The 12,902-nt window shown below is 69.5% G+C and carries 15 protein-coding genes and 1 pseudogene; 9 read left to right on the top strand and 7 right to left on the bottom strand.

What is annotated here, in order from left to right:
- Together EIZ44_RS43990 and EIZ44_RS43985 are read left to right on the top strand one after the other, a co-directional pair.
- On the top strand, positions 1 to 769 hold a 769-nt coding region (locus tag EIZ44_RS43990; protein WP_134734566.1), incomplete at its 5' end, for a choice-of-anchor P family protein.
- Positions 766 to 1,350, top strand: a complete 585-nt coding sequence (locus tag EIZ44_RS43985; protein ID WP_134734565.1) for a class F sortase — start codon at positions 766 to 768, stop codon at positions 1,348 to 1,350. The genes EIZ44_RS43990 and EIZ44_RS43985, both read left to right, overlap by 4 nt.
- 60 nt (positions 1,351 to 1,410) lie before the next feature.
- Here the strand turns inward: EIZ44_RS43985 and EIZ44_RS43980 are convergent, their stop codons facing one another.
- Positions 1,411 to 1,905, bottom strand: coding sequence for a MarR family transcriptional regulator (locus EIZ44_RS43980; RefSeq protein WP_134734564.1), 495 nt, complete (start codon positions 1,903 to 1,905; stop codon positions 1,411 to 1,413).
- A gap of 41 nt (positions 1,906 to 1,946) precedes the next feature.
- Complete coding sequence (locus EIZ44_RS43975; protein ID WP_043827740.1) at positions 1,947 to 2,198, bottom strand: hypothetical protein; 252 nt, start codon at positions 2,196 to 2,198, stop codon at positions 1,947 to 1,949.
- A 104-nt stretch (positions 2,199 to 2,302) separates the two neighbouring features.
- Here EIZ44_RS43975 and EIZ44_RS43970 point away from each other — a divergent pair, with 104 nt between their 5' ends.
- Both EIZ44_RS43970 and EIZ44_RS43965 read left to right on the top strand, forming a co-directional pair.
- Positions 2,303 to 3,676 carry an FAD-binding oxidoreductase gene (locus tag EIZ44_RS43970; protein WP_134668088.1) on the top strand — a complete coding sequence of 458 codons (1,374 nt, stop codon included), beginning with the start codon at positions 2,303 to 2,305 and terminating at the stop codon, positions 3,674 to 3,676.
- 146 nt (positions 3,677 to 3,822) lie between these two features.
- On the top strand, positions 3,823 to 5,589 hold the full coding sequence (locus EIZ44_RS43965) for an MFS transporter (RefSeq protein WP_037810399.1): 1,767 nt from the start codon (positions 3,823 to 3,825) through the stop codon (positions 5,587 to 5,589).
- Here EIZ44_RS43965 and EIZ44_RS43960 read toward each other — a convergent pair.
- The 3 genes from EIZ44_RS43960 to EIZ44_RS43950 are packed head-to-tail and all read right to left on the bottom strand — an operon-like array spanning position 5,555 to position 7,753.
- Entirely contained in the window at positions 5,555 to 5,764 is a 210-nt protein-coding gene (locus EIZ44_RS43960) for a DUF1737 domain-containing protein (RefSeq protein WP_134734563.1), read from the bottom strand. The genes EIZ44_RS43965 and EIZ44_RS43960 overlap by 35 nt on opposite strands.
- 49 nt (positions 5,765 to 5,813) lie before the next feature.
- Positions 5,814 to 7,163, bottom strand: coding sequence for a DHA2 family efflux MFS transporter permease subunit (locus tag EIZ44_RS43955; RefSeq protein ID WP_205673500.1), 1,350 nt, complete (start codon positions 7,161 to 7,163; stop codon positions 5,814 to 5,816).
- The gene (locus EIZ44_RS43950; protein WP_134668089.1) at positions 7,160 to 7,753 is read right to left on the bottom strand and encodes an NADPH-dependent FMN reductase; all 594 of its coding nucleotides are present in this window, start codon (positions 7,751 to 7,753) and stop codon (positions 7,160 to 7,162) included. Before EIZ44_RS43950 ends, EIZ44_RS43955 begins: the two co-directional genes overlap by 4 nt.
- Positions 7,754 to 7,818: 65 nt before the next feature.
- Here EIZ44_RS43950 and EIZ44_RS43945 point away from each other — a divergent pair, with 65 nt between their 5' ends.
- Both EIZ44_RS43945 and EIZ44_RS43940 read left to right on the top strand, forming a co-directional pair.
- Positions 7,819 to 8,424 (top strand): TetR/AcrR family transcriptional regulator, encoded by a 606-nt coding sequence (locus EIZ44_RS43945; RefSeq protein WP_134734562.1) that lies wholly within the window; start codon positions 7,819 to 7,821, stop codon positions 8,422 to 8,424.
- A gap of 102 nt (positions 8,425 to 8,526) precedes the next feature.
- Positions 8,527 to 8,775, top strand: a complete 249-nt coding sequence (locus tag EIZ44_RS43940; RefSeq protein WP_134734561.1) for a hypothetical protein — start codon at positions 8,527 to 8,529, stop codon at positions 8,773 to 8,775.
- A gap of 62 nt (positions 8,776 to 8,837) precedes the next feature.
- Here EIZ44_RS43940 and EIZ44_RS43935 read toward each other — a convergent pair whose 3' ends face one another.
- Positions 8,838 to 9,512 carry a peptidylprolyl isomerase gene (locus EIZ44_RS43935; protein ID WP_037810408.1) on the bottom strand — a complete coding sequence of 225 codons (675 nt, stop codon included), beginning with the start codon at positions 9,510 to 9,512 and terminating at the stop codon, positions 8,838 to 8,840.
- 42 nt (positions 9,513 to 9,554) lie between these two features.
- Positions 9,555 to 9,809, bottom strand: coding sequence for a DUF2631 domain-containing protein (locus EIZ44_RS43930; protein WP_037810410.1), 255 nt, complete (start codon positions 9,807 to 9,809; stop codon positions 9,555 to 9,557).
- 93 nt (positions 9,810 to 9,902) lie between these two features.
- On the opposite strand from EIZ44_RS43930, the gene dxr reads away from it, so the two are divergent.
- The 3 genes and pseudogenes from dxr to EIZ44_RS43915 form a co-directional block, all read left to right on the top strand.
- Positions 9,903 to 11,099, top strand: a complete 1,197-nt coding sequence (gene dxr, locus EIZ44_RS43925) for a 1-deoxy-D-xylulose-5-phosphate reductoisomerase (RefSeq protein ID WP_134734560.1) — start codon at positions 9,903 to 9,905, stop codon at positions 11,097 to 11,099.
- A 172-nt stretch (positions 11,100 to 11,271) separates the two neighbouring features.
- Complete coding sequence (locus EIZ44_RS43920) at positions 11,272 to 12,474, top strand: M50 family metallopeptidase (protein ID WP_134668094.1); 1,203 nt, start codon at positions 11,272 to 11,274, stop codon at positions 12,472 to 12,474.
- 118 nt (positions 12,475 to 12,592) lie between these two features.
- Positions 12,593 to 12,902, top strand: a pseudogene (locus EIZ44_RS43915) (flavodoxin-dependent (E)-4-hydroxy-3-methylbut-2-enyl-diphosphate synthase); the annotation flags it as partial.

Genomic DNA, 12,902 nt, shown 5'->3' with positions numbered 1-12,902 from the left:
GCTCGCCGCCGCCGTCGCCCCGCCGGCGCTCGCCGCCGACGCGCCGGCCGGCTCGGCCTACGGCGCGTCCGCCTCCGTCTCGCTGCTGCCCGGCGTGCTCGGCGACAAGGGAATCACCGTCGACACCGGCAAGATCGCGCCCTCCTCGACCGAGGGCCCGGAGTCCGCGCAGGTGGTGAACGTGCCGCTGAAGGGCCTGGTCACGGCCAAGGTGATCAGCAGCTCGGCGAAGCAGGACGGCAGCAACGGCCCGGTCGACGCGAAGGCCTCGATCGTCGACGCCGCGCTCCCGGTGCTCGCCCCGCTCGCCGGCTCCACCCCCAAGGCCCGCGTGATCAGCTCCGAGTGCAAGTCCACGCCGGACGGCATCACCGCCTCGTCCGAGCTGGCCGGCCTCGACCTCGGCAAGATCGGCAAGCTCCCCGTGTCGACCAAGCCGAACCAGAAGCTCGGCATCGACGGCGTGCTGCAGGTGATCGTCAACGAGCAGATCAAGCACTCCGACGGCAGCCTCACCGTCAACGCGCTGCACGTCAAGCTGCTCGGCGGCACCGCCACCGGCGCGCTCGGCAAGGGCGACATCGTCCTCGCCTCGGCCACCTGCGCCAAGGTCGCGGGCAACCCGACCACCCCGCCCACCGCGCCGCCGACCACCCAGCCGAGCAAGCCGGGCACCCCGCCCGCCGAAGGCCCCGGACAGGTCACGGTCGTGCCGGTCGGCGCGCCGGAGACCGGCGACGGCACGCTGGCCGCGGTGACCGCCCGGTGACGCGTTCCCGGTTCGGGCTTTTCGCGCTGCTGCTGGCTTTCGTCGCGAACTTCGCCCTCCTCGGCTGCGGTTCGGCGGATCAGGCTCCGCCGGCCGCCGCCCCGGCGAGTTCCGCGGCGGCCGAGCAGCAGGTCGCGGACCCGGTCTCGCTCGACGTTCCCAGCATCGACGCGCATTCGTCGCTGGTGCCGCTCGGCCTCAACGACGACAAGACCGTGCAGGTGCCGCCGGTGGACCAGCCGCTGCAGGCGGGCTGGTACCACTTCGGGCCCAAACCGGGCCAGGTCGGACCGGCGGTCGTCCTCGGCCACATCGACGGCAACCACCAGAAGGGCATTTTCTGGCGGCTGCACGAGATGAAGAAGGGCGACAAGGTCGTCATCGGCCGCAAGGACGGGTCGAAGGCCACGTTCACGGTGACCAAGGTGGACCAGATCGCGAAGAAGACGTTCCCCACCGAAGCCGTGTACGGCAACACGACCGACTCGCAGATCCGCCTGATCACCTGCGGCGGCGCGTTCGACGCCGAAAAGAAGAGCTATCTCGACAACATCATCGTGTACGGCACGCTCGACAGCTGAGCCGCACAGATACCGGGGCCTCGTCGTTTCGCGCTCGGGCGAAGCGGCGAGGCCCTTCTGTCATTCCCCGGAGAGCTCCTCGGTGGCGGCCCGGCCCGCTTCGGCGGTGCGGCGCAGGAACCCGGCGATCAGCATGAGTTCGTCTTCGGTGTACCCGGCGCACAGGTCGTCCATCGCCGAGTTCATCCCGCCGTACACGCGAAACAGTTCCTGCGTGCGGCCCGGCACCGCCCGCACAGTGACCGCGCGCCGGTCTGCCGCGGCGGGATCCCGTTCGCGCACCACCCATCCGCCGCGCTGCAGGCGGTCGAGAATGCCGGTCACGGTCGCCGGGTGCAAACCAGCGCGGCGGGCGAGCGCGCTCGGGCTCAGCGGTCCGCCGGTCGAGATCAGTTCGAGGCAGTCGAGGTCGACGTCCTTGAGCTTCAGCCGCCCGCCGACCTGGTGGTTCAGCAGCGACAGCTGATTGCGCAATTCCCGCAGCGACTCCTTGAGGGCCACCGTGGTGCGCCGCCTGCGTCGCGCCGTCTCCGTCCCGGATGCTCCGGACGCCATCTGCTCCGCCCTCCCGTTTCTCGCTGGTCAGCGTAGCCGGGTCAGGCGGCGGCGAGCAGCGCTTCCCCGGCCGGGGTCAGCACGGCGGGCACCGGCTGCCCGAACGGCCCGGTTTCCCGCGCGCGCAGCAGACCGGCGCGCGCCAGCGCGTGCGCGGTGAACTGGTCGCTGCACGGCAGGCCGTCCACGAACAGATCCGGCTCGCAGCTGCAGGTCAGCCGCCCGCGCCCGGCGGCGACGGCACGCAGCATCGAGATCCCGCGGCGGGTGACAGTGGTGTCGGTGCTGTTCATGGCTGCCTCCTCGAAGCTCGCTCTCACCGATACGTCGAACGAGCCGCCCGGATTTCGACCTAACCTGACGGGGAAAAGCGGACCGGAAGAACACGGGAGCCCCCATGCTGATCGACGACCTGCACACCGTCCTGCCGGACGACCGGATCGTGCGGGACCCCGATGTGCTGCGCAGCTTCGCGCACGACGAGGCGGAGTGGGCCCCCTACGGCGAACCGGCGGTCCTGGTCCGCCCGCGCACCGCGGACGAGGTGCAGGCGACCGTGCGGCAATGCATCAAACACGGCACCCCAGTGGTCCCGCGCGGCGCGGGAACCGGACTGTCCGGCGGCGCGAACGCGTTGGCCGGCTGCGTCGTGCTGGCGACCGACCGGATGACCAAGATCAAGGAGATCGACCCGGTGGAACGGCTCGCCGTCGTCGAACCCGGCGTGGTCAACGACGATCTCCGCGCGGCCTGCGCGGAACACGGGCTCTGGTATCCGCCGGACCCGGCCAGCTCGCCGTGGTCGACGATCGGCGGCAACGTCGCGACCAACGCGGGCGGCGTGTGCTGTGTGAAGTACGGCGTGACCCGCGACTACGTGCTCGGGCTGCAGGTCGTCACCGGCACCGGCGAACTCGTCCGGCTCGGCCGCCGCACCGCGAAGGGCGTCGCCGGGTATGACCTCGCCGGGCTGATGGTCGGTTCGGAGGGAACGCTCGGCGTCATCACCGAAATCACCGTGCGGCTGCGGGCGAAACGCGCGGCGGAGGCGACCGTCGCGGGCTATTTCGACTCGACGGTCGCGGCGGGGGAGGCAGCGGCGGCGATCCGCGCGGCCGGGATCGTGCCGTCGGCGCTGGAACTGGTGGACCGGCATTGCCTCGCCGCGGTCGACGCCTGGAAGAACATGGGCTTGTCCGCCGACGCGAACGTGGTGCTGCTCGGCCGCAGCGACGTGCCGGGCGGGCACGAGGCCGCGGTGATGGTGGAGTGCTTCGAGAAGGCAGGCGCGACCTGGGCCGCGCAGTCGACCGACGAGGCCGAGGCGGACGCGTTGTTCGCCGCCCGGCGGCTGGCGTACCCGGCGCTCGAACGGCTCGGCCCGGTGCTCACCGAGGACGTCTGCGTGCCGACGCACCTGGTGCCGGAAATGCTCGCCCGGATCGATCTGGCGGCGCAGCGGCACAATACGCAAATCGCCAATATCGCGCATATCGGCGACGGAAATCTGCATCCGCTGCTGATCACGCCGACCGGGGACGACGACGCGCAGCGCCGCGCGCAGGCCGCGTTCGACGACATCGTCGCCGACGCGCTCGAACTCGGCGGGACGGTGACCGGCGAGCACGGGGTCGGCCTGCTGAAGCGGCCCGGCCTCGAAAAGGAGCTGGGACCAGCGGTTCTCGACCTGCACCACGCGGTCAAGAACGCCCTCGACCCGCACGGGATCCTGAACCCCGGAAAGGTCGTCGGCGGTCCCGTCCAGCGGTAACTCGACCGAGTGAAAGTAAACAGTCCACAAAGGATAGTCATCCGTTTGTGACCCTTGTCTCCCAGTCGTTTTCTTTTGTTGGTTGCCTACCGCAAGCAACTTGCTTAGCCTAGCTAAGGGAACGGCTGGGAGAGGGGTTTTCGACAGTGGCGGAGCGCAGGACGTATTCGATCGCGGAACTCGGTCCGCGGTACAAGTGGATCGCGCTGTCCAACACGACGCTCGGGATGCTGATCGCGACGATCAACTCGTCCATCGTGCTGATCGCGCTGCCCGACATCTTCAAGGGCATCGGCATCAACCCCCTGGAACCGTCGAACACGAGCTACCTGCTGTGGATGATCATGGGCTTCCTCGTGGTCACCGCGGTGCTGGTGGTGGCGTTCGGCAGGCTCGGCGACATGTACGGCCGGGCCAGGATGTACAACCTCGGCTTCGCCGTCTTCACCGTTTCCTCGATCATGCTGGCGATCACCTGGTTCGACGGCGACGCGGCCGCGCTGTGGCTGATCGGCTGGCGGATCGTGCAGGGCGTCGGCGGCGCGTTCCTGATGGCGAACTCGTCGGCGATCCTCACCGACGCCTTCCCGGCCAACCAGCGCGGGCTCGCGCTCGGCATGAACGGCGTCGCGGCGATCGCGGGCTCGTTCCTCGGCCTCGTCGTCGGCGGCGTGCTCGCGCCGGTGAACTGGAACCTGATCTTCCTGGTGTCGGTGCCCTTCGGCGTCATCGGCACGATCTGGGCGTACGTCAAACTGCACGACACCGGCGTCCGCCAGCACGCAAAAATGGACTGGTGGGGCAACATCACCTTCGCGGTCGGCCTCATCGCGGTGCTGGTCGGGATCACCTACGGAATCCAGCCGTACGGCACGTCGCAGACCGGCTGGGGCAGCCCGATGGTGCTGTCCTGCCTGATCGGCGGGGTCGCGGTGCTGATCGCGTTCGTGGTGATCGAGACGAAGGTGCCGAACCCGCTGTTCCGGCTGTCGCTGTTCCGGATCCGCTCGTTCAGCTGGGGCAACCTGGCGAACCTGACCGCGTCGCTCGGGCGCGGCGGGCTGCAGTTCGTGCTGATCATCTGGCTGCAGGGAATCTGGTTGCCGCAGCACGGTTTCACCTTCGAGCAGACGCCGCTGTGGGCCGGGATCTACATGCTGCCGCTGACCATCGGCTTCCTGGTGGCCGCGCCGACGTCCGGCATCCTGTCCGACCGGATCGGCAGCCGCGCGCTCGCCTCCGGCGGCCTGGTCATCACCGCGCTCACGTTCCTGTTGCTGACGCTGCTGCCGGTGAACTTCGACTACTGGGCGTTCGCCGGGATCCTGCTGCTCAACGGCATCGGCATGGGCATGTTCTCCTCGCCGAACCGGGCCGAGGTGATGAACAGTCTTCCGGCCGACGCGCGAGGCTCCGGCGCGGGCATGATGACCACCTTCCAGAACGCGGCGATGGTGCTGTCGATCGGCTTCTTCTTCAGCCTGATCATCGCCGGCCTGTCGGACCACCTGCCGATCGCGATGTCGCAGGGCCTGACCCAGCACGGCGTCCCCGAGGCGGCCGCGCAGCAGGTCGCTCACCTGCCCGCGGTCGCGGTGCTGTTCGCGGCGTTCCTCGGGTACAACCCGATCCAGCAGCTGCTGGGCGGCCAGCTCGCCCACCTGCCCGCCGACCAGGCGAGCTTCCTGACCGGGCGCAGCTTCTTCCCGAACCTGATCTCGGGCCCGTTCCAAGACGGCCTCGCGGTGGCGTTCGGCTTCGCGATCGTGGTGTGCCTGATCGGTGCGGTGGCGTCGCTGCTGACGAAGGACACGAAGAAGTCGTCGGAGTCGGTGGGCGAGGAACTGGCCGCGGTGGCCGGGGAATCCGGTGGCGGGCCTAGCGAGCTGGTGTCTCCCCGGAGCGATCGGTAGCGGGCCACAGCACGGCTTGGGCGACGATCACGTTCTCGCCGTTGAAGGTCAAGGCGGGGCCCTCGTGCAGGCGATAGCCGAGCGCGAGGGCTTCGCTGACCCGGCGGCAGAAGGCAGCGTCGTCGGGACCGGTGAGGACTCGGTAGACGGGGAGACCGTCCGGGGGTGTGCTCATGCGGTCATGATGTCGTGGGCGGCGATGCCGGTTCTCACCGGAGTGCCGCTCATGAGGCCCTCCGCACCATCCACGCCGTCCCCAGCGCACCCACCGCTCCCACGCTGATCGCCGCGAATCCCAGCCGGAACGCCGCGTCGACGTCCGGCAGCCGTCCCGCGATCAGCACCGCGAACACCGCGCCCCCGAGCGAGCCGCCCACCCGCAGCAGGATTGTCACCTGCGCGGCCGCGTCCGGAAGCCGGGCAGGTTCAACAGTTTTGTAAGCCGCGATCCCCATCGGCATGCTCACCAAAGCCACCGAAGCCCCATACCCGGCAAGCAGAATCTGCACGAGCACACCCGGCGCGTCCACCGGCAGGAACGCGAACGGCACCGTGCACACCACCGCCAGTACCGCACCCACCAACGCGACCGGCGCGGCGCCGTACCGATCCACCGCTCGCCCAGTCACCGGCGCGATCGCTGCCGTGGCACCGGCGAAACCGAGCAAACTCAGGCCGGTGTCAACGAAATCCAGGTGCCGACCCAGCTGGAAATACAGCGTCACCACGATCCCGCTGCCGAAGATCAGCGCCCCGTTGAAAGCGGCGGCGAGGCTGGCGGCACGGTAAAGCCGGTTGCGGTACAGGGAAAAGTCCAGCAGCGGACGCGGATGCCGTCGCCGCACGAACCACACCAGCAAAACGAGACCGGGCACCAGAATCGGCCACTCGAGTTGCCCGGTGTCGCCCCACGTCGTGATGGCGTAGAGGACCAACGGCAGCCCGGCGGCGATCAAGGCCAGGCCGACGAAATCGATCCCGCCAGGGTTCTCGCGAGAGCCGCGCGGCACGTACCGGAGGCCGAGAACCAGGCCGACCGCCCCGATCGGCAGGTTGATCAGGAACAGCCACGGCCACGAAAGCCCGTGCAGGATCAGCCCTCCGGCGAGCGGGCCGAGCGCGGGCGCGACGCTCACCGCGATCCCGAGCGTCGCCATCACCCGGCCCAGCCGTGCGGCACCGACCTGTTGTCCCAGAACGGTTTGCCCGGCCGGGATCAGGACACCGCCCGCCAAGCCTTGCAGGAACCGGAAAGCGATGAGCAGCACGACGTCCGGCGCGGCCGCACACAAGCCGGACGTCACGGTGAACGCGGCCAGCGCGACGAGCCACACGCGGCCGGCGCCGAAACGTCGCGCGAGCCAGCCGGTCAAGGGGAGCGACAGGGCGAGCGCGAGCAGGTAACCGCTCGCGACCCATTGCGTCACCGAGAGATCCGCGCCCAGATCGCTGCTGATCGAGTCGAGGCCGATCGTCACCACGGACGCGTCGAGTCCGCTCGCGAACGCGCCGAACACGATGATCCAGCAGATCCGCCACGTCGCGCGGTCGATGGGAGCGGCGACGGTGGTCATCGCGAAGCTCGCAGGGTGCGCAGCGCGGTCGACCAGTCGACAAGTTCCCCCAGCATCCGCGTCAGGATGCCTTCGTGGTGCTCGGCGGGAGTGAACGTGCCGGGCTCGGCCATGTCCGGGATGGCGAAGTCGGTGAACAGTCCCAGCGCGACTTGCGAGCGCACGCAGGCGACCTTCACCTCGGCGAGCGTCAGCCGCAGGTGTTCCACCGCGCGCGTGCCGCCGTTGGTGCCGTAGCTGACGAAACCGGCGGCTTTGTCGGCCCATTCGGAAAACAGGAAGTCGATGGCGTTCTTGAGCGCCGCGGGCATGGAGTGGTTGTACTCGGGCGTCACGAAAACGAAGCCGTCGAAGCCGTCGATCAGTTCGGCCCAGCGCTGGGTGTGGTCGTTGCGGTAGCCGCCGATCGCGGCGGGCAACGGCTCGTCCAGGAACGGCAGGTCGATTTCGGCGAGGTCGAGCACCCGCACCTCGGCCCGGTCGCCGAGGAAGGCGGCGGCGCGGGCGCGGGTCCATTCGGCGACCTGCGTCGCCCGGCGGCCGGGGCGGGTGCTTCCGGAGACGACGGCGATGCGAAGCGGAGAAGTCATGCCCCGAAGGTACAACGCTCGTTGTAGTTTTTGCAACGGTCGTTGTACTTCGGCATACTGAGCCGGTGCGGACGGACAAACAACGCGCTCTGCTCGACGGCGCCTTGCGGGTCTTCGCGCGGGACGGCTACTCGCGCGCCAGCATCGACGTGCTAGCGGCCGAGGCCGGCGTCTCGTCGCGGACGATCTACAACCACTACGGCGACAAGGCCGGGCTCTTCCGCGCCGTGATCCTGGACAGCTCGGACCGGGTCGCCGAGCGGCAGATCGCGGTCGCGGACAAGCTCCTCGGCCGGATCGCCGACCTGGAGGCCGACCTCGTCGAGTTCGGCCTCCAGTGGGCGAAACGCGATCCGGAAACCGAACCGCACTGGGCACTGGTGCGCCAGATCCAGGCGGATCTGGACCACATCGCTCCGGAAACGGTCGCCGCGTGGAAGGAACGCGGCCCGACCCGGGTACGGCTGGCGCTGGCCGGGCATCTCCGCAGGCTCGCCGCGGAAGGCCGCCTCGAGCTGGACGACCCGTCGCTGGCCGCGGTGCACCTCGTGCAACTCACCGCGGGCAGCGCCGCCGCGGCCGAACCGGGGGAGGACTGGGAAGCGCTGGTCCGGTCCGGCGTCGGCGTGTTCCTGCGCGCTTACGCGCCGGGCGTCACCAGCCGAAGCTGACCGAGCGGATCTTCACTGGACGCGAATCCTCGGATATCGATATGACGAGCTGAAGGGTTTTGTGGGCTGATGCTTACCTGTGCGGAGGTGGAGAAAGTTGTCATGGACGCTTCTCTGTCGCACGACGAGATGGAGGAGCGGCTGCGAGAGTGCGAGGATCTCGGGGCTTGCGTCGAACGCGGGTCGCAGCGGTTTGTGAATTACGACGTCGCGTTGGGGGCGATGGATGCGTTGCTGCATATCGACACGCCTGAGTCGAGGGCGGTGATCGCTTCGTTGGCGGACGATGACCGTGTTCAGGTGCGTGAGCTGGCGCGGGATGTCGTGGCCAACCCCGACGAGTATTGGTGAGGCGAGGGTTTCGGTTCCCGTACACGGCCGGTTCGTCGGCGTCTTCCTGCGGGCCTGCAGGCTCACCAGCCGAAGCTGACCGAGCGGATCTTCACCGGGTGCTTGGGCGCTCCGTCGAGCGGGCCGTTCGGGTCGGTCGGGATGATGCCGTCGGCGACCATCCGGTCGAGGACCTCCATGCCGCGCACCACCTTGCCGAGCACCGAGTAGTTCGCCGGGATGTGCGCGAACGAGTGCACGATGAAGAACTCGGATCCGTTGGTGCCGGGGCCCTGGTTGCCCATCGCGACGGTGCCGCGCTCGTAGGTCTCGGCTCCGGTGACCTCGTCCGGGAACTTGTAGCCCGGTCCGCCCTTTTCGACCTCGTAGATGTCGCCGCACTGCAGGACGCCGAGGCGCGCGGAGTTCGACAGCCGCCAGCACTGCGAACGGTCGTAGAAGTGCTGCAGCACCAGGCTGGTCATGTTCGCGACGGCGCACGGGGCCGCCCCGGCGCGGTTGAGCCGCACGGTGACCGGGCCGTAGTTGTAGTGGAAGGTGACGTCGACCGTCCCGCGGGTGAGCGCGAACGGCAGCGGACGCAGCACGGGACGCGCCGCCGGGTTGTCCGGCGTCGGCGTGAAGGTGCAGCTCACCACCGGCGGCTTCACCGCGGGGGCAGCGCTGGCCGGGGCCGCGGTGCACAGGGAAAGACCGGCGATGACGGCGGCCGCGAGCGCGGCCCAGCGTGGCTTCATGAGCCCGGAAACTAGCGAATCCGGGGCCGCCCGCGCCAGGGCTTACTTGCGCCAGGCGGTGCGGCTCTTGCGCAGGTCGAGCAGCAGGAGCAGGACGAGGAACGCGGCCAGTCCGACGAGCCACACGTTCTCGGTGTTGTTCTCGTGGTTGCCCTTGATCATCACCAGCAGGATGGCCGCGGACACCCAGCCCGCGATGCGGGTGGCCTTCGGGAACGAGCCGTGCCAGCCCCACTCCGCCGACGGCTCGTCGCGCGGGTCGACCTCGGGGCGCTTCTCGACCGCCTTGCCTGCCACGACCACTCCTTCAAACCGCCTGACGTTGTGCCCTCGCATGATCCCACACCGCTGGCCGCCACGCGGACACGACCCGGGCCATAATGCTTGCTGATGACTACTTCGCGAAGCATCCTCGTGCTGGGCTCCACCGGGTCCATCGGAACCCAGGCGCTCGACGTCGCCGCACGTAATCCGCATTTGTTCACCGTCTCCGGCCTCGCCGCCGGAGGTTCCGATCCGGCGGCGCTCGCCCAGCAAGCGATCGCGCACGAAGTAGCGGCCATCGCCGTGACGAAGCCCACGGCGGTCGAAGACGTGCAGCTCGCGCTGTACGCCGAGGCCCAGCGCAGGGGGTACGCGAAGGGCGAGTTCCGCCTCCCGCGCATCCTCGCCGGCGCGGACGCGGTGGCCGAGCTGATCGAATCGGTGCCGGTCGACGTCGTGCTCAACGGGCTGCCCGGTTCGCAGGGCCTCGACCCGACGCTGCGCGCGCTCGCCACCGGCGCGACGCTCGCACTGGCCAACAAGGAATCCCTCATCGCCGGCGGTCCGCTGGTGCTCGCCGCGGCGAAGCCGGGACAGCTGGTGCCGGTCGACTCCGAGCATTCGGCGATGGCGCAGGCGCTGCGTTCCGGCGAGGACAACGAGGTCGCGCGGCTCGTGCTCACCGCGTCCGGCGGTCCGTTCCGGGGAAAGAAGCGCGCGGACCTCGGCGAGGTCACCGTCGAACAGGCGATGGCGCACCCGACGTGGTCGATGGGCCCGCTGATCACCATCAACTCGGCCACCCTGGTGAACAAGGGCCTGGAGCTGATCGAGGCGTCGCTGCTGTTCGGCATCGAACCCTCGCGGATCGACGTGACGGTGCACCCGCAGTCGATCGTGCACTCGATGGCCACCTTCACCGACGGCTCCACGATCGCCCAGGCCAGCCCGCCGGACATGCGGCTGCCGATCGCGCTGGCGCTGAACTGGCCACATCGCGTGCCGGGCGCGGCCGCCGCGTGCTCCTGGGACACCGCGGCGAGCTGGACCTTCGAACCGGTCGACAACGAGGCGTTCCCCGCCGTCGAGCTGGCGCGCGAGGCGGGTACCGCGGGCGGTTGCCTCCCGGCGGTCTACAACGCGGCGAACGAGGAATCGGTGGCCGCGTTCCTGGCGGGCAAGGCATCGTTCCTGTCGATTGTGGACACGGTGACGCAGGTGGTGTCCGACGCGGACGAATGGCGGCGCGAACCCCGCGACGTCGCGGACGTGCTGGCCGCGGAGCAGTGGGCGCGCACCCGGGCCGCCGAGCTGCTGGGATGAGCGCGACCGGTGCGCGAAGCCGCGCCGGTCGATGCAACACTGGTTTCACGCTGGCGGCGGATACTTGAACCCGGAACTTTCTCGGGTGGTCTCACCGCCTGGAGCCGTGGAAGACGACGAACCTGCCGCCACCGCAACGCGGGCCGCGGCTGAGGGGTGAGGTGCAGGGCCCGTGCTTGCCTATGTGATCGGCGTGGTGCTCTTCGCGCTCGCGATCTGTGTTTCGGTCGCGTTGCACGAAGCGGGCCACATGGTCACCGCCCGGATGTTCGGGATGCGGGTCCGCCGGTACTTCGTCGGCTTCGGGCCGACGGTGTTCTCCTTCCGGCGCGGCGAGACCGAGTACGGCCTCAAGGCGATCCCGCTCGGCGGCTTCTGCGACATCGCGGGCATGACCGCGCTCGACGAGGTCACCGCGGAAGAGGCCCCGCGCGCGATGTGGCGGTTCAAGGCCTGGAAGCGGACCGTCGTGATGTCGGCCGGTTCCATCACGCACTTCCTGCTCGGTTTCATCGTGCTGTTCGTCATGGCCGCGACCATGGGCCTGCCGAACGTGGACCAGAAGCCGATCGTTTCGACCATTTCGGACTGCGTGCGCGGCGGCACCACGGTCGAGCAGGTCAACAACCCGGTCTGCCAGCCCGGCGACCCGGCCCCGGCGAAGAAGGCGGGCCTGCTGCCCGGCGACGTCGTGGTCTCGGTGGCCGGCAAGCCGACGCCGACCTGGGACGCGATGGTGACCCAGGTCAAGGCGGTCTCCGGGAAGGTCCCGGTGGTCGTGGACCGCGGCGGGAAGCAGGAGACGTTCGTCGTCGACGTGCCGAAGGTGACCCGCCCGGCCGCGAACGGCGGCACCGAATCGGTCGGCGCGGTCGGCGTCGGGGTCGCGCGGAGCATCCAGTACAGCCCGCTCGGCGCGTTCGGCGGCGCGGCGTCGTTCACCGGCGACATGTTCGCCCGCACGTGGGACGGGCTGATGGCCTTCCCGAAGCGCATCCCGGCGGTCTTCAACTCGATCTTCGGCGGCGAGCGCGACCCGGACACCCCGGTCAGCGTCGTCGGCGCGAGCAGGCTCGGCGGCGAGGCGGTCGAGGCCGGGCTGTGGCAGGTGTTCCTGCTGCTGCTGGCCAGCCTGAACTTCTTCATCGGCGTGTTCAACCTGCTGCCGCTGCTGCCGATGGACGGCGGGCACATCGCGATCGTCTGGTACGAGCGGGTCCGCGACTGGCTGCGCGGCCTGCGCGGCAAACCCGCGGGCGGCCCGGTCGACTACACGAAGCTGTCCGCGATCACGATGGTGTTAGTGGTCATCGGCGGCGGCGTCACGCTGCTCACGGTGACGGCCGACATCGTCAATCCGATCCGCCTGCAGTAACCGCGCGCACCTGGCGGGTCACGCGCGCGTCCCCGGCCGCCCGACCGGGGGTAACGCTGCTCACCGCGTCGGCTGACTTCGTTGAACCGTGCCCGGGTGGGGTGGGTACGCTGGAAGCGTGACCGTCGCGTTAGGTATGCCCGCTCTGCCCCCGCCCNGGTGGGGTCGGTGGGGGTCGGCAGCGACCACCCGATCTCGGTGCAGTCGATGACCACGACGCTGACCTCCGACGTCAACGCCACCCTGCAGCAGATCGCCGAGCTGACCGCGGCGGGCTGCGACATCGTGCGCGTCGCGTGCCCGTCGGCCGACGACGCCGAAGCGCTGCCCGCGATCGCGAAGAAATCGCAGATCCCGGTGATCGCCGACATCCACTTCCAGCCCAAATACGTGTTCGCCGCGATCGAGGCCGGCTGCGCCGCGGTGCG

The sequence above is a fragment of the Amycolatopsis nivea genome (assembly GCF_004522235.1).
In the GTDB taxonomy this organism is placed as follows: Bacteria; Actinomycetota; Actinomycetes; order Mycobacteriales; family Pseudonocardiaceae; genus Amycolatopsis; species Amycolatopsis nivea.
This window is presented reverse-complemented; position numbering and strand designations above follow the sequence as displayed.